This is a genomic window from Sphaerotilus sp. FB-3 (genome assembly GCF_023706025.1).
GTDB classification, from domain to species: Bacteria; Pseudomonadota; Gammaproteobacteria; order Burkholderiales; family Burkholderiaceae_C; genus Sphaerotilus; species Sphaerotilus sulfidivorans.
Genome location: NZ_BQWE01000004.1, coordinates 1 through 14584 on the forward strand (window position 1 = coordinate 1; position 14584 = coordinate 14584).

A 14584-nucleotide genomic window follows, 5' to 3' on the forward strand; every position below is an offset into this window, starting at 1 on the left:
TCACAAGGACCCGGATCCGAAGATCCGAGACACTCGCCTCAAACGCCCACGCTTATCGGCTGTTGATTTTTAAAGAGCTTGTCGCTGTCGTTTGCAGCGAGGAATCGAACTTTATCGACTCTTTCTTTCTTCGTCAAGACTTTTTGTTCTTTATTTTTGAACCCATCTTGCAAAGAAGGCCACCCGCCTCAGCGAGGGGCGAAATTTAGCACCTCCCGAGAGAAGGCGCAAGCACAGGATTTCAGACAGTCTGAGGGATCGCCGTCAAGGCACGCACGCGGCCGCTCGCCCAGACCGCACGAGGGTCTTCTGCTGCCAAGGCAAGGGCGGCGTGAGGCGCCAAGGGGGCGATCTCCGTGCGCAGGATGCGCTGCTTGATGGCGGGCAGCTGGCTGGGGTGCATGCTGAAGCTGCGAAGGCCGACAGCCAGCAGCATCTCGGTGAACTCGGCGTCACCGGCCATCTCGCCGCAGATGCAGACCTCCTTGCCCGCAGCGCGCGTGACCCGGATCGTCGAAGCCACCAGACCGAGAACCGCGGGATGCCAGGGATCGTAGAGATGGGCGACGCTCTCGTCGGCGCGGTCGATCGCCAGCGTGTACTGGATGAGATCGTTGGTGCCGATCGAGATGAAGTCGAAGTGCTTCAGGAAGATCGGCAGCATCAGCGCTGCTGCGGGCACCTCGATCATCGCGCCGACAGCGACATCGCCAAAGGCCGTGCCGTCACGCCGCAGCGACTCGCGGGCACGCTCGATCATGTCGAGCGCGGCACGAATCTCGCCGGGGTGGCTGATCATCGGCACCAGCAGCCGCACCGACCCGTGCTGCGCCGCACGCAGGATGGCGCGCAGCTGAACCATGAACATGCCCGGATCGGCCAGGCTCCAGCGGATCGCCCGCAGGCCCATCGCCGGATTGAGCGAATGCTCATGGCGCAGCTCGCTCAGGCTCATCCGGTCGAGCGGCTTGTCGGCGCCGATGTCGATCGTGCGGATGGTGACCGGCAGGCCGCGCAGCGCAATGACGACATCCCGGTAGGCCTCGTACTGCTCCTGCTCGTCGGGCAGCCGCCCGCCACGGTTCATGAACAGGAACTCGCTGCGGAACAGGCCCACGCCTTCGGCGCCGGCCTCGACCGCCGCGGCCGCATCCGACGGCAGCTCGATGTTGGCCAGCAGCTGGATGCGCTGCCCGTCCAGCGACACGGCGGGGCGATGGCGCAGCCGGGCCAGCCGATCGCGCTCGAGCTGTCCCTGACGCTGCCGGAAGCGATATTCCTCGAGGATCATCGGCGACGGATCGACGATGACCAGGCCGGCATCGCCATCGATGATGATCCAGTCGTCCTGGCGGATGATGCGGCTGGCATCGCGCGCGCCGACCACCGCAGGAATGTCCAGGCTGCGCGCGACGATCGCGGTGTGCGAGGTGCGTCCACCGACATCGGTGACGAAACCGCGAAAGACGCCGCCCTTGAACTGCATCATGTCGGCGGGAGAGATGTCGTTGGCCACCAGGACGACCGGCACATCGCCCTCGCACGACACCGGACCCAGCGCGGACCCGCCCCCCCGGCCCGAGTGCGCCGACAGCGTGCGGATCAGCCGCTCGGCGACCTGCTCGAGATCGGCCTTGCGCTCGCGCAGGTACTCGTCCTCCATCTCGTCGAACTGGCGAGACAGCATCTCGAGCTGGGCAGCCACCGCCCATTCGGCGTTGTAGTGCCGCTCCTCGATCCACTGGCGCGTCGCGCTGGCCAGCACCTCGTCGTGGAGCAGCATCAGGTGCACGTCCAGCAGGGCGACCAGTTCGGCGGGCGTGTCGCCCTGGACATCGAGCTTGAGCGCCTCGAACTCCCGGCAGACCTGATCGCGGGCCGCCTTCAGCCGGCGGATCTCGGCACCGACCTGATCCGCCTCGATGAAATAGTGGGCCACATCGACCCAGCTGGAAGCCACCAGCACCGCGCGCCCGATGGCCACGCCCCGGGAAACCGGCAATCCGAATACCTGAACGCTCATGGGGCCATGCTATCAGCGCCCCCCGCCCGCCCGCACCGGGATCGGCCCTCATCCGCAGGCCGACCCGTCATCGCGGCGTCATCGCCACGACATGCTCAGGTCACCGCACGGACCGAGCATCACGCCCATGACGAGGAGCGATCGATGAGGGAACTTCCGCTGCCCACGATGCCGCTGGCCGAGCTGCCAGCCGGCCGCCGCCGGGGACTTCTGCCGAGCCGGCCATCCACGCCGTCGCCGGCGGGCGCGGCCACTGCGGCGGCTGCGCCGGAACGGCTCAGCGTCGGCTGGGCACGGCACCAGGACGAGGTGCGCGAAGCCCAGCGGCTGCGCCATCAGGTGTTCGCGGTCGAGATGGGCGCCAGGCTGTCGCCGGTGAACGGCACGCCCGAAGGCCATGATGCCGACCTGTTCGACCCCTACTGCGAACACCTGATCGTGCGCTGCCTGGACGAGCGCTCGCCCCAGGCGGGCGAGGTCATCGGCACCTATCGGGTGCTGACGCCGCAGGCCGCGCGGCGCGTGGGCGGCTTCTACAGCGAGACCGAGTTCGACCTGACCCGGCTGCGCCCGCTGCGCGACCGCATGGCCGAACTGGGCCGCTCCTGCGTGCACGAGGACCATCGCCAGGGCGGCGTGATCCTGGGCCTGTGGGGCGCACTCGGCAGCTTCCTGGTGCGCAACGGCCTGGATTCGGTGATCGGCTGCGCGAGCATGTCGATGCGCGACGGCGGTCATGCGGCCGCCTCGCTGTGGGACCGTCTCTCGCGCACCCACCTGGCGCCGATCGAGCTGCAGGTGCGTCCACGCCTGGCGCTGCCGGTGGACGATCTGCGGCGCGACCTGCCGGTCGAGGCGCCGCCGCTGATCAAGGGCTATCTGCGCTGCGGCGCGACCGTGCTGGGCGCACCGGCCTGGGATCCGGACTTCCACACCGCCGATCTGCCGATGCTGCTGCAGCTGCGCGACCTGCCGGAAAAGTACCGCCGGCATTTTCTCGGCCACTGAACGGGCCGAGCCGCGGCTGTCAGCCGCCCTCGCCGAACTTGTCGTCGATCAGGGCGCGCAGGGCCTCCATCGCCTCCTGCTCGCGCTCTCCGCTGGTCTCGATCTCGATCTCGCTGCCGACACCGGCGGCGAGCATCATCACGCCCATGATGCTCTTGGCATTGATGCGGCGACCGTTGCGGTTGCTGATGAAGACATCGCAGGGGAAGCTGCCAGCCAGCTTGGACAGCTTGGCCGAAGGCCGGGCATGCAGCCCCAGCCTATTGCTGATGGTGATGGTGGTCTTGATCATGGGCACCGGGAAGAAAAGCCTGGTTCTGCGGCCGGGTCGAGGCGATCGGAAGCACGCCCTGCGCACCGCCCTGGACCGCACGGGCGAACAGCTCGTCCAGCCGTGCTCGGCCGGCATAGTTCAGCGTGCGCCACAGCATCGGCACGTTGACGCCGGCGAGCGCGCGCACCCGATTGCCGTCGACCAGCCTCTGCGCGATGTTGGAAGGCGTCGCGCCGAAGACATCGGTCATCACCAGCACCTCGGGATCATCGTCGAGCTCATCCGGCAGCAGGCTGCGCGCCTCGGCCTCGAGCGCCTCGGGGCTCATGTCGGGCAGCACGTCGAGCACGCGCAGCTGCTGCGCCTCGTCGGGAAAGGTGTGCGCCGCGATGGCCTTCAGCGCGGAAGCCAGCGGGGCGTGGGCGATGATCAGCAGACAGGCCATGGAACGATTGCTGCATTGCAAGGGTGCGGCATCATGCCATGCACGGCCGGTTCGTCACGCGCCCTGATCAAGGCGCCGGCCGCAGCGAGCCGATGAACTCCTGGGCACGGTCGCGCCAGCGCGACACCGGCTCGCCGCGGGTGATCGCGACCACCTGCAGCACCTGCAGGCCGCGCGCGGCGATCAGCACCTCGGCCTCGACCGCACGGGCATCGGCACCTCGCCCGCTCAGCAGCAGGCGCCGGGCCTCCTGCTGCGGAGTCAGGCCGGGGCCGGTCGCCTCCTGCGCCAGGGACTCCTCGGCCTGGAGATTGGCCGCCAGCCGGCTGCGCAGATGACGCAGCGTCTCGGACACCCGCGCCGGCTCGTCGATCTCGAAGAGGGTGACCGACCAGCCCAGGCCGCCGGCATCGCAGCTGGACATGCGTGCCGGCACGCTGCGCTCGAGCAGCCGCACCGCACGCTCGGCACGCTCGGGCCGGCAGGGAAACTGGATCACCAGGCCATCGGCCACCGCCACGTCGCGCCAGTCGAGCGCCGGCGCGCATCCGCCGCAGAGCAGGCCGGCTCCGGCCAGCAGCAGGACAGCACGGCAGCGGCGCAGTCGCGACAGGCAGGACACAGGCGTGAACATGCGCCGATTGTCGGCGGCCACATGCCCGGGCCGGCACCGGCCTTTCCCGCATCAGGGCTGGAACAGCCCGAGCAGCCGCTCGAGCACCGCCAGCATCGGGCGCTGCAGCAGCGGCAGCGTCAGCAGCAGCCCGAGCAGACCGACCGAGATCGTCACCACGAAACCGATCGAGAAGATCTGCAGCTGCTGAGCCACCCGGGAAATCACGCCCAGCACCAGGTTGACGAACAGCAGCATGGCCACCGTGGGCAGCGCGATCCACAGCCCGTAGCGGAACAGCTCCGCCCCCCAGACCTGGGGCTGGATGCTGAGCAGCAGATCGAAGGGATGGTCGGTGACCGGGAACTGGTGGAAGCTGGCCACCACCACCTCGACCAGCAGCAGATGCCCGTTGATCACCACGAAGAGCCAGGCGGCCATGGTGTTGAACAGCCGCGCCGACACGGTGCTCTGCCCGCTGGTGGTGGGATCGAAGAAGGTCGCGAAGTTCAGGCCCATCTGCAGGCCGATGACCTCGCCGGCGAACTCGATCGCGGTGAACACCACCTTGGCCGCGAAGCCGATGGTCACGCCGATGAAGACCTGCTGGACCACCATCGCCAGCGCGGTCGGGGTGTCGAGCGGCAGCACCGGCATCGGCGGCAGCACCGGCTGGGCGCACAGCGCCGTCAGCAGGGCCAGGCCGATGCGCGCGCGCACCGGAATCACCCGCATCGACAGCACCGGCGCGGCCGCGAACAGGCCCAGAATGCGCAGCAGCGGCCACAGCAGCGGCACGATCCACTGCAGCAGCTGCGCCTCGCTGAAGCCGATCACCGCAGGCGCGCCCGGGCCGGGCCTCAGCCGACCATCGAGGGAATGGCCTGCAGCATGCGCCGCAGGTACTCGACCAGCGTGGTGATCATCCACGGCCCGACCACCAGCAGCACCACCACCCCGGCGACGATCTTCGGCACGAAGGACAGCGTCGACTCATGCAGCTGGGTGGCGGCCTGCAGCACGCTGATCGTCAGACCGACGGCCAGGATGACCAGCAGCATCGGGGCAGCCACCATCAGCAGGATGGTCAGCGCCTCCTGGCCGATGGTGAAGACGAGGGAGGAATCCATCAGGGCGGTCCTGGAGCAGCGCGGCGGGTGCCGGTCAGGTGGCGAAGCTCGCCGCCAGCGAACCCAGCAGCAGGTTCCAGCCGTCGGCCAGCACGAAGAGCATCAGCTTGAAGGGCAGCGCCACCAGCACCGGCGACAGCATCATCATGCCCAGGCTCATCAGCACGCTGGCCACCACCATGTCGATGACCAGGAAGGGAATGAAGATCAGGAAGCCGATCTGGAAGGCCGACTTCAGCTCGCTGGTGACGAAGGCCGGCACCAGCACCCGCAGCGGCACCTGCTCGGCCTTGACCGAGGCATCGATGCGGCCGAGTTTCATGAACAGCGCCATGTCGGACTGGCGGGTCTGCTTGAGCATGAACTGGCGCATCGGCACCTCGGCGCGAGAGGCCGCCTCCTCGAAGGTGATCTGCGCGGCGGCGTAGGGCTTGTAGGCCTCGGTGTAGACCCGGTCGAGCGTCGGCCCCATGACAAAGAGCGTCAGGAACATCGACAGGCCGATGATGACCTGGTTCGGCGGGGAGGACTGGGTGCCCAGCGCCTGGCGCATCAGGCTCAGCACGATGACGATGCGGGTGAAGCCGGTCATCATCATCAGCATCGCCGGCAGGAAGGACAGCGAGGTGAGGATCAGCAGCGTCTGCACCGGCACCGAGTAGGTGCTGCCGCCACTGCCCTGCCCCACCACGATCGGCAGGCCGCCCGGCGTGGCCGGCGTGTTGGCCAGCACCGGCGCGGCGGCCAGCAGCGCGGGCAGCACGGGCAGCGCCAGCCGGGCCATCCGGACCAGAAGCGGCTTCGGCGATTCAGCTCGCATGATCGTTCTCGCGGACGGGCTGCACCGGCCCGGAGCGGCGCCAGCCCTCGAGCAGCCGCCGGAAGGCCGCATCGACCGGCGGCGCATCGGCGGCAGGAGCGGCATCGGCCGGGCCGGCCGGCAGCTGGTGCAGAACCGAGACCTGCTGCGCGGTCACGCCCAGCAGCAGCCGGCAGCGTGCCTCGCCCTCGCCGACCTCGACCAGCACCAGGCGCTGCTGAGGCCCCAGCGGGGTCTGCGACAGCACCCGCATCAGCGGTGCGGCCGCCGCACCCGACCGGAGACCGCCCCAGCCGCTGCGGCGCAGCAGCCACAGCGCCGCGGGAATCGACAGCAGCACCAGCGCCAGCCAGAGCAGCGACATCAGCGACGGCCCCACGGCCACGCCCCCGTCAGCCACCGCGGGAGAGCCGGCGCATGCGCTCGCTCGGCGTCACGATGTCGGTCAGGCGCACGCCGAACTTCTCGTTGACGACCACCACCTCGCCCTGGGCGATCAGGTAGCCGTTGACCAGCACATCCATCGGCTCGCCGGCGACGGTGTCGAGCTCGACCACCGAGCCCTGCGCCAGATGCAGGATGTTCTTGATCGGAATGCGGGTGCGGCCCAGCTCGACAGTGAGCTGCACCGGGATGTCGAGGATCAGGTTCAGATCCTTGCCCCCGGCCATGCCGGCGGCGCCGCCACCGCGCGGACCGCTGTCGAAGTCGGCGAACGGTGCCGGCGTGCCGTAGGCACCCGGATCGGACGGTTTTTCCTCGAGCGCGGCCGCCCACTCGGCGGCCATCGCGTCCTGTTCTGACAGGTCAGTGAGGTCGACCGAGGGATTTTCAGGCATTTTGATCTCCTATCCAGCTGACCTGCTGGTTGGTCAGCACACGCTCGATACGGATGGCGTAGTGGCCGCCGGAGGTGCCGTAGCCCGCCTCCAGCACCGGCACGCCGTCGACATGGGCCTTGATGGTCTTGCCCAGATCGAGCTCGATGAAGTCGCCGACCTTCATCGCCAGCAGCTGCTCGACGGTGGCGGGCGCCTTGGCCAGCTCGGCGACCAGCTCGACCTCGGCCGACTGGATCTGGTCGGACAGCAGGCTGATCCAGCGCTTGTCGGCGCCGGGCGCCTCGCCCTGGTTGTTGCTGCGCAGCACATCGCGGATCGGCTCGACATTGGCGTAGGGAATGCACACCCGCACCGAGCCCACCGACTCGCCAATCTCGATGGTGAACACCGTGGACACCACCACATCGCCGGCGGCGGCGATGTTGACGAACTGCGGCTGCATCTCCGATCGCTGGTAGGTCAGCTCCAGAGGATAGATGCCCTGCCAGGCCTTGTTGTATTCGCGCAGCAGGATCTCGACCATGCGCATGATGACGCGCTGCTCGGTGCCGGAGAACTCGCGGCCCTCGATGCGCGCCGGGAACTTGCCCACCCCGCCGAACAGCGCATCGATGAAGGCGAAGATCAGCGTGGGGTCGCAGACGAACAGCGCCGAGCCGCGCAGCGGCCGCATCGAGACGACGTTGAAGTTCGTCGGCACCATCGTCTCGCGCAGGAAGGCGCTGTACTTCTGCACCTTCACCTCGCCGACCGAGATCTCCAGATTGCGCTGGGCGAACTCGGTCAGCGCCGGCATGACGTTGCGGGAGAAGCGCTCGTTGATCACCTCGAGCATCGGCATGCGTCCGCGGACGATGCGATCCTCGCTGGCGAGGTTGTACTCGCGCACCGTGCCCTTGGGCGGACGCACGCCCTCGGTCTCGGCGACGGGAACATCACCGGTCATGCCCTGCAGGAGGGCGTCGACCTCATCCTGGGACAGGTTCTGCTGGCTCATGGGGTGCTCGCTGCGAAACCGGGCGCCGAGCCACGCTCACTGGACGATGAAGCTGGAGAAATGGACCTGCTGGACGGGGTTGTAGACCGGCGCACGCTTGCGCTTCTTCTTGCCGTCGTCCTCGCTCTCGTCGTCGATGTTGATGCCCATCGGGCGCACCACCTCGCGGGCGATCTCGGCGGCGAGCTGCTCCTTGCCCTCGCGGCCCTGCAGCTCGGCGGCGGTCTTGTGCGACAGGATCATCAGCACCGCGTTGCGGATCGCCGGCATGTAGGGCTTCATCTCCTCGGCGAACTTCGGGTCGTCGATCTCGAGGGTCACGCCGATCTGCGCATAGCGGTCGGCATCGCGGTCGGCCAGGTTGACGACGAACGGGTCCAGCGGCATGTAGGCCGGCGGCAGCTTCGGGTCGCGCTTGGCCGGCTTGGGTTTGGCGGCGGCGTGGGCTTCCTCGCCACCTTCCTCGGCCGCGGCAGCCTCGGCCTCGGCAGCCTTCTTCTTCCAGATCATGAAGCCTGCGCCGCCACCGCCCAGCAGCAGGACCACGACCACGCCGATGATGATGAAGAGCTTCTTGGAATTCTTCTTGGGAGCGGGTTGTTCCGCGCTCGCTGCCGCAGCCGACATGTCCTTCTCCTGCTGGTTGAGCCCCCCGCACGAGGGGCATCCGGATAGGGACGATTATTTGAAAACGGGGCGGGTGGCGAAGATCGGAAAAGCGCAGCAAAACCGGCGATTGATCCGACCCGCCCCGAAGGCTCAGGCAAACAGGTCGAGGCCGCCGGCGCGTGTAGGCGATCGGCGCACCGGTGCGGGCTCGACCGGATCCGCAGGGCGTGCCCGCCCTTCGGGCAGGTCGACGACAAAGCCGCTGCCCTGGCGGGACGAGGCCTGCTGGCCGCCGGCATCACGCGCCCGGCCCTCCTGGAAGGCGCCCGAGCCACCGGATCCGCCCGAACCGCCGGCCAGCGAATCGGAGCTGGCGCCCGACGAGGCCACCGGCGCGGTCTCGCCCACCGAGCTGCTGCCCAGCGACAGTCCGTCCTCGCCCAGCGCCGCCGCCAGTGCCGGCAGCGACTGCTCGAGCTGCTGACGGGTGGCCGCCTGGGTGGCGGCGAAGTCGACCGAGGCCACCGACCCCTCGATGGCGATGCGCACCGACACCGGCCCCATCTCGACCGGATTCAGGTGCAGCGTGACCTCGCGCAGCCCGTGGCGCGACAGGCTGGCGTGCTGTGCGACATGCGCCACCATCTCGTCGGCGAAATCAGGATGGCCGAAAGGCGTCTCGACACGCGACTCGGCCACGACCGCCGGAGCCGCCGACGCCGCGCCCTGGGCCGGCACCGTCGCCTGGGCCTGCGCCAGCGCGCCCACCCAGTCCTGGGCCGCTCCGGCAGGATCGAGACCCGCGGCCGGCTCGGTGCGATCGCTCGGCGCGGTGGAGCCGGTGCGCAGCGCCTCCAGGCCGGCGCCGATGCTCGGGCCGATCGGCATGCGGCTGTCGGTCGAACTGACCGCACTGCTCTGGGGCGCGGCTCGGGCCGGATCGGCCTGTACAGGCGTCGGCGATCCGGCAGCGACCACGGCGGCGGTGGCGGCCTGAGTCTCAGGCGCATGGCCGGACAAGGCCCGCGCCCCACCGACCTGTGCGGCTGCCTGCAGCCGCAGCGAGGCCTGCAGGGCACGATCGGCCGCAAGAGCAGCTTCGGAGGACAGCCTGTCGGACGAAAGAATCGGGCGATCGCTGCGCGTCTGCGGCCCTTCCACCGTACGCGCGGAACGACCGGACTGCCGCGAGAAAGCCGTTTCCCCCAAGGCCGCCAGAGCCGGACGGGCTTCGGAGGAGGCCAGCGCGCCGGCTGCTGAGGCACGGGCGGCCTCTGCGACAGACATGCTGTCCTGCAGACGCTGCTCCGGGACGCGGCCGGCCGGCGGCAAGGCCTCGCTGAAATCCGTGACAGGAGCGGCTCCGGGCATGGAGGCCTCATGGACGGCGGTCGCGCCGGGCATCGCACCGGCCCCGCGCTGCAGACGAGCCGGTTCACTGGTGGCCACCGGCGAGAACACCGGATCAGCAGATGCCCCGGTCGTCGTCTGCGGCGGAGCCATCTCGGACACCGACAGCAGCGTGGAGCCCGGTGCGGGCACCGCAGCCGGATCCGGCATCGGCGGCAGCTGCAGCTCGGGCGCTGGCGGCAGCAGGCCGTGCTCCATCCGCCAAGGCGCGTCGGCCTCGTCGGCGACCGGCTCCGGCTCGGCGGCGACGTCGCCCGGCGCTTCGATCTCGGCCGGCTCCCCTGAAGACGCCAGCAGCGCAGCAAGCCGATCAGCCGAGAGCCCTTCAGCGCCGGAGCCGGCATCCGCCAGCGTCGCGCGTGCAGAAGCCGTCTCGCGCCCGGCAGCGGCATTCATGCGCAGCCGCAGCAGCGCACTCAGGCTCAGCCCCCCCAGCGAAGTGCCGCCGCCCTCGCCTGCAGCCAGCGGCGATCGGTCCGCGGCTTCGGGATCTCCAGGCACTGCGGTCGGCGCCGTGGCGGCACCGGTCATCGACGATGACAGCAGACCGGCGAAGGTCGTGCCTGCGCCCGAGCCCCCCTCGGCAGAGGATGCGGCCCCCGATGGGGCTCCACCACGGCCGGCACGGGCCGGCAGCGGGGACAGATTGAGCAGGGATGGATCCATCGCGTCATCCGCCGTGGCCGGCGGCCTCCTGAAGTCGGTTCCAGGCCATGCGCGAGGCGCGCTCGTCGATCTGGCGCTGCTCCTGGCGGTCCTGGTGGTGGCGGACCGCATCGGTGCGGCGCTTGATCAGCTTGTTGATCGCGGCGACCCGGCGTTCGGCCTCCAGCGTCTCGGACTGGCGATGCGTCAGCACCTGCCGGGCCCGGTCGACCTGGGCGGACTGCATCGACACCGCCTGGTGCAGCCGGTCGGTGAAGGCGTGGTGGCACTGCACCAGCGGCATGGTGACCGACTGGCGCATCGCGCTGCTCCAGCGCGACTGGTGATCGCGGCTGTAGGTGGAGAGCTGTTCATGCTGGCGCAGCGCCGCGTCCAGCGCCGCATCGGCGCGACGCTGCTGGGCCAGCGCGGCATCGCGCTGGCGTTCGGCATGTTCGAGCAGGGTGACGAGGGACTGGGTCATCGATGGACTTCGGTCGGGGTTCAGACGCGGGTGATCTGGCGCAGCATCGCGACGCTGTCGCGCAGCTGCGCCCGGGCATGGGTGTCCTGCTGCAGCAGCGCCATCATCGCGGGCTGCGACTTGACGGCGGCATCGAGCTCGGCATCGTGGCCCGGCACATAGGCGCCGAGCTGGATCAGGTCGCGCGCCTTGCTGAGCTTGGACAGCAGCTTGCGCATCTGCCGCGCCGCGGCGATGTGCTCGCGCGGCACGACGTTGTTCATCACCCGCGAGATCGAGCGCTCGATGTCGATGGCCGGATAGTGGCCCGACTCGGCCAGCTCGCGCGACAGCACGATGTGGCCGTCGAGGATGCCGCGCGCGGCGTCGGCGATCGGATCCTGCTGGTCGTCGCCCTCGCTCAGCACGGTGTAGAAGGCGGTGATCGAGCCCTGGCCGGGGCGGCCGTTGCCGCTGCGCTCGACCAGCTGCGGCAGCTTGGCGAAGCAGCTCGGCGGATAGCCCTTGGTGGCTGGCGGCTCGCCGATGGCCAGCGCGATCTCGCGCTGCGCCATCGCATAGCGGGTCAGCGAGTCCATCAGCAGCAGCACGTCCAGGCCCTGGTCGCGGAAATGCTCGGCCACCGCGGTGGCGTAGGCCGCGCCCTGCAGCCGGCTCAGCGGCGGCGCGTCCGCCGGCGCGGCCACCACCACCGAGCGCGCCCGGCCGTCCTCGCCCAGGATGTCCTCGATGAATTCCTTGACCTCGCGGCCGCGCTCGCCGATCAGGCCGACGACGATGACGTCGGCCGCGGTGTAGCGCGCCATCATGCCCAGCAGCACCGACTTGCCCACGCCGGTGCCGGCGAACAGGCCGATGCGCTGGCCCTTGCCGACGGTCAGCATCGCGTTGATCGAGCGCACGCCGGTGTCCAGCGGCGTGCGCACCGGATCGCGGTCCATCGCGTTGATCGGCCGGCGCACCAGCGGCATCGGCTGCACGCCCGTCAGCGGCCCGCCGCCGTCCATCGGCCGCCCGCCCGCGTCGACCACCCGGCCGAGCAGGCCGTTGCCGATCGGCAGATGGCAGGAGCGGTCCTCGGTGCGGCGCCACATGTGGCGGCTCTCGCCAAGCTCGAGCGCAGGCACCGGCACCTCCATCGGCACCACCCGCGCGCCGCTGGCCAGACCGTGGATCTCGCCGGCCGGCATCAGGAAGGCGCGGTCGCCGGTGAAGCCCACCACCTCGGCCTGCACCGGCGGCTGGCCCGGCATCAGCACCTCGCACAGCGAGCCCACCGGCACGCGAATGCCGACCACCTCGAGCACCAGACCGGTCACCCGCACCAGCGTGCCCTGCACCAGCAGCGGCGCATCCAGGCTGGCGCGCTCGTGCATTTCCTCGAGGAATCGCACCCAGCGTCCGGGAATCTCGCCGGGTGCCGGACGGGCGCCATCGCGCATCGCCGTCATGAATGCGCTCCGTCACCCGAAGGATCGGCCAGCGACAGCGGACCGAGTGCGGCCATCGCACGCGCCCAGCGGGTGGCCACCCGCGCGTCGACCGTGCCCAGGTCGGACTCGACCAGGCAGCCGCCGCGCTCGATGTTCGGATCGGCCACCAGCCGGGCATGGCGGGTGCTGAACAGATCGCCGCAGCCCTGCTCCACCGCCACCAGATCGGACGGATTGAGCCGCACGCGGATGTGGCGCGCCGACAGCAGCACCTCGCCCAGCGCCTCCTGGGTGACACGCACCACCGCTGCGGCCGGCGTCTGCAGCTCGGTGCGCAGCACCTGGCGAGCCACCTGCAGCGCGATGCCGGCCACCCGGCGCGCGATCGCCTGGTCGAGCCCGTCGAGCTGGCGCTGGAACTGCTCCAGCGCCGCGGCGATCGGCACGCCGACCTCGGCCTCATGCTGCTGGCGATAGTCCTCGAGCGCGTTCAGGCCCTCCTCGCGGCCGATCCGCAGCCCCTCGTCGCGACCGAGCGCACGACCCTTCTCGAACGCCTCCTCGGCCAGATGGCGCGCCCGGGCCTGCTCGGCCTGGCGCGTCTCCTGGACCGCACGCAGCACCTCGGGCGGCGGCGCCGGCGGCTCGGCCGGCGGCGTCGGCTCGCCGCTGCGGCGGGCACGGGTCGCGGCCGGCACATCGAGCCGCCCCGGACTCCAGCGCACCACGTCGCCGAGTTCCTCGCGCGGAATGAAGCGGGTGAGCGAAGGCGGCACCGCCGCCGGAAGCGCCTGCAGGTCGATCGGCGCGAAGCCGGGATCGCGCGCCTGGCGCTGCACCCGCTCGGCGAAGGACTCAGAGGAACTGGCCATCGCTGCCTCCGCCCAGCATCAGCTGACCTTCGTCCGACAGGCGCCGGGCGATCTGCAGGATCTCCTTCTGCTCGGCCTCGACCTCGGCGACCCGCACCGGGCCGCGCGAGGCCAGATCCTCGCGCAGCATCTCGGCGGCGCGGCTGGACATGTTGCGGAAGATCTTCTCGCGCAGATCGTCGGTGGCGCCCTTGAGCGCGACCAGCAGCGACTCGCTCTGCACTTCCTTGAGCAGCGCCTGGATGCCGCGGTCGTCCACGCGCATCAGGTCGTCGAAGGTGAACATGCTGTCGGTGATCTTCTGCGCCAGCTCGGAGTCGGTCTCGCGGATGTAGTCCAGCACCGAGGCCTCGATCGCGGTGCCCAGCAGGTTGAGCACCTCGGCCGCGCTCTTGACGCCGCCCATGTTGGCCTTGCGCATGCGATCGCCGCCGGCCAGCACCTTCGACAGCACGTCGCTGAGCTCCTTGAGCGCCGCCGGCTGCACGCCGTCGAGCGTGGCCAGGCGGATCATCACCTCGTTGCGGTGCCCCTCGGGGAAGCGGCGCAGCACCTCGCTGACCTGCTCCGGCTCGAGGTGGACCAGGATGACCGCGACGATCTGCGGATGCTCGCGGCGCAACAGATCGGCCACCGCGGCCGGATCCATCCACTTGAGGTTGTCGATGCCCGGTGCGTCATTGACCCGCACGATGCGGTCGATCAGCAGATTGGCCTTGTCGTCGCCCAGTGCGCGGCGCATCACCCGGCGCACATACTCGTCGGTGTCGAGCTCGAGCAGGCCGGCGTCATGCACCTGCTCCTCGAAGCGCAGCAGCACCCGCTCGTAGCGGTCGCGCTGGATCGTCTTGGTGCGGGCCATCTTCTCGCCGAGCTTCTGCGCCTCCTTGGGCGTGAGGTGGCGGAAAACCTCCGCGGCCTCCTCCTCGCCCATCGAAATCAGCAGGATCGCCGCGTCCTCGAGTCCCTGGTCATCCAT

17 protein-coding genes are annotated in these 14584 nt (G+C 69.8%); 1 reads left to right on the forward strand and 16 read right to left on the reverse strand.

All coding sequences use genetic code 11. The features are described from left to right. Window positions 1-241: 241 nt before the first annotated feature. Window positions 242-2023 (reverse strand): phosphoenolpyruvate--protein phosphotransferase, encoded by a 1782-nt coding sequence (gene ptsP, locus NFT33_RS00595; RefSeq protein WP_251672549.1) that lies wholly within the window; start codon window positions 2021-2023, stop codon window positions 242-244. A gap of 144 nt (window positions 2024-2167) precedes the next feature. Here ptsP and NFT33_RS00600 point away from each other — a divergent pair, with 144 nt between their 5' ends. Beyond that, complete coding sequence (locus tag NFT33_RS00600) at window positions 2168-3031, forward strand: GNAT family N-acetyltransferase (RefSeq protein ID WP_149504352.1); 864 nt, start codon at window positions 2168-2170, stop codon at window positions 3029-3031. Window positions 3032-3050: 19 nt separating this feature from the next. Here NFT33_RS00600 and NFT33_RS00605 read toward each other — a convergent pair whose 3' ends face one another. The 15 genes from NFT33_RS00605 to fliG form a co-directional block, all read right to left on the reverse strand. Further along, window positions 3051-3323, reverse strand: coding sequence for an HPr family phosphocarrier protein (locus tag NFT33_RS00605; RefSeq protein WP_251672550.1), 273 nt, complete (start codon window positions 3321-3323; stop codon window positions 3051-3053). Beyond that, window positions 3292-3750, reverse strand: a complete 459-nt coding sequence (locus NFT33_RS00610) for a PTS sugar transporter subunit IIA (protein WP_149504354.1) — start codon at window positions 3748-3750, stop codon at window positions 3292-3294. The genes NFT33_RS00605 and NFT33_RS00610 overlap by 32 nt, the downstream gene beginning before the upstream one ends. 67 nt (window positions 3751-3817) lie before the next feature. Beyond that, on the reverse strand, window positions 3818-4384 hold the full coding sequence (locus NFT33_RS00615; RefSeq protein ID WP_251672551.1) for a hypothetical protein: 567 nt from the start codon (window positions 4382-4384) through the stop codon (window positions 3818-3820). A 51-nt stretch (window positions 4385-4435) separates the two neighbouring features. Further along, on the reverse strand, window positions 4436-5200 hold the full coding sequence (fliR, locus tag NFT33_RS00620; protein ID WP_149504356.1) for a flagellar biosynthetic protein FliR: 765 nt from the start codon (window positions 5198-5200) through the stop codon (window positions 4436-4438). A 23-nt stretch (window positions 5201-5223) separates the two neighbouring features. Continuing rightward, a complete protein-coding gene (gene fliQ / locus NFT33_RS00625; RefSeq protein ID WP_251672552.1) occupies window positions 5224-5493 on the reverse strand; it encodes a flagellar biosynthesis protein FliQ in 270 nt (89 codons plus the stop codon). Window positions 5494-5527: 34 nt separating this feature from the next. Then, complete coding sequence (gene fliP / locus NFT33_RS00630; protein WP_220787122.1) at window positions 5528-6277, reverse strand: flagellar type III secretion system pore protein FliP; 750 nt, start codon at window positions 6275-6277, stop codon at window positions 5528-5530. 25 nt (window positions 6278-6302) lie between these two features. Beyond that, on the reverse strand, window positions 6303-6713 hold the full coding sequence (gene fliO / locus NFT33_RS00635; protein WP_251672553.1) for a flagellar biosynthetic protein FliO: 411 nt from the start codon (window positions 6711-6713) through the stop codon (window positions 6303-6305). Then, window positions 6706-7101: a flagellar motor switch protein FliN gene (fliN, locus tag NFT33_RS00640; protein WP_149505318.1), complete on the reverse strand. Its 396-nt coding sequence runs from the start codon at window positions 7099-7101 to the stop codon at window positions 6706-6708. The genes fliO and fliN overlap by 8 nt, the downstream gene beginning before the upstream one ends. Before the next feature lie 43 nt (window positions 7102-7144). After that, the gene (gene fliM / locus NFT33_RS00645; protein ID WP_220787074.1) at window positions 7145-8152 is read right to left on the reverse strand and encodes a flagellar motor switch protein FliM; all 1008 of its coding nucleotides are present in this window, start codon (window positions 8150-8152) and stop codon (window positions 7145-7147) included. A gap of 36 nt (window positions 8153-8188) precedes the next feature. Beyond that, on the reverse strand, window positions 8189-8779 hold the full coding sequence (locus tag NFT33_RS00650) for a flagellar basal body-associated FliL family protein (protein WP_251672554.1): 591 nt from the start codon (window positions 8777-8779) through the stop codon (window positions 8189-8191). 132 nt (window positions 8780-8911) lie between these two features. Then, window positions 8912-10837: a flagellar hook-length control protein FliK gene (locus NFT33_RS00655; protein WP_251672555.1), complete on the reverse strand. Its 1926-nt coding sequence runs from the start codon at window positions 10835-10837 to the stop codon at window positions 8912-8914. Between the two features lie 4 nt (window positions 10838-10841). Continuing rightward, entirely contained in the window at window positions 10842-11300 is a 459-nt protein-coding gene (locus NFT33_RS00660; RefSeq protein ID WP_037481494.1) for a flagellar export protein FliJ, read from the reverse strand. A 20-nt stretch (window positions 11301-11320) separates the two neighbouring features. After that, on the reverse strand, window positions 11321-12751 hold the full coding sequence (gene fliI / locus NFT33_RS00665) for a flagellar protein export ATPase FliI (RefSeq protein WP_273469964.1): 1431 nt from the start codon (window positions 12749-12751) through the stop codon (window positions 11321-11323). Continuing rightward, the gene (locus tag NFT33_RS00670; RefSeq protein ID WP_251672556.1) at window positions 12748-13605 is read right to left on the reverse strand and encodes a flagellar assembly protein FliH; all 858 of its coding nucleotides are present in this window, start codon (window positions 13603-13605) and stop codon (window positions 12748-12750) included. The genes fliI and NFT33_RS00670 overlap by 4 nt, the downstream gene beginning before the upstream one ends. Then, complete coding sequence (gene fliG / locus NFT33_RS00675) at window positions 13589-14584, reverse strand: flagellar motor switch protein FliG (protein WP_149504362.1); 996 nt, start codon at window positions 14582-14584, stop codon at window positions 13589-13591. Before fliG ends, NFT33_RS00670 begins: the two co-directional genes overlap by 17 nt.

Excerpts from the sequence above, each read along its gene's own strand:
- ptsP (WP_251672549.1), bottom strand. The coding sequence starts at position 2,023 with ATGAGCGTTCAGGTATTCGGATTGCCGGTTTCCCGGGGCGTGGCCATC.
- NFT33_RS00605 (WP_251672550.1), bottom strand. The coding sequence starts at position 3,323 with ATGATCAAGACCACCATCACCATCAGCAATAGGCTGGGGCTGCATGCC.
- fliI (WP_273469964.1), bottom strand. The coding sequence starts at position 12,751 with ATGACGGCGATGCGCGATGGCGCCCGTCCGGCACCCGGCGAGATTCCC.
- NFT33_RS00600 (WP_149504352.1), top strand. The coding sequence starts at position 2,168 with ATGAGGGAACTTCCGCTGCCCACGATGCCGCTGGCCGAGCTGCCAGCC.
- NFT33_RS00650 (WP_251672554.1), bottom strand. The coding sequence starts at position 8,779 with ATGTCGGCTGCGGCAGCGAGCGCGGAACAACCCGCTCCCAAGAAGAAT.
- fliM (WP_220787074.1), bottom strand. The coding sequence starts at position 8,152 with ATGAGCCAGCAGAACCTGTCCCAGGATGAGGTCGACGCCCTCCTGCAG.
- NFT33_RS00610 (WP_149504354.1), bottom strand. The coding sequence starts at position 3,750 with ATGGCCTGTCTGCTGATCATCGCCCACGCCCCGCTGGCTTCCGCGCTG.
- NFT33_RS00655 (WP_251672555.1), bottom strand. The coding sequence starts at position 10,837 with ATGGATCCATCCCTGCTCAATCTGTCCCCGCTGCCGGCCCGTGCCGGC.
- NFT33_RS00670 (WP_251672556.1), bottom strand. The coding sequence starts at position 13,605 with ATGGCCAGTTCCTCTGAGTCCTTCGCCGAGCGGGTGCAGCGCCAGGCG.
- fliG (WP_149504362.1), bottom strand. The coding sequence starts at position 14,584 with ATGGATGACCAGGGACTCGAGGACGCGGCGATCCTGCTGATTTCGATG.
- NFT33_RS00660 (WP_037481494.1), bottom strand. The coding sequence starts at position 11,300 with ATGACCCAGTCCCTCGTCACCCTGCTCGAACATGCCGAACGCCAGCGC.
- NFT33_RS00615 (WP_251672551.1), bottom strand. The coding sequence starts at position 4,384 with ATGTTCACGCCTGTGTCCTGCCTGTCGCGACTGCGCCGCTGCCGTGCT.
- fliP (WP_220787122.1), bottom strand. The coding sequence starts at position 6,277 with ATGGCCCGGCTGGCGCTGCCCGTGCTGCCCGCGCTGCTGGCCGCCGCG.
- fliQ (WP_251672552.1), bottom strand. The coding sequence starts at position 5,493 with ATGGATTCCTCCCTCGTCTTCACCATCGGCCAGGAGGCGCTGACCATC.
- fliN (WP_149505318.1), bottom strand. The coding sequence starts at position 7,101 with ATGGCCGCCGAGTGGGCGGCCGCGCTCGAGGAAAAACCGTCCGATCCG.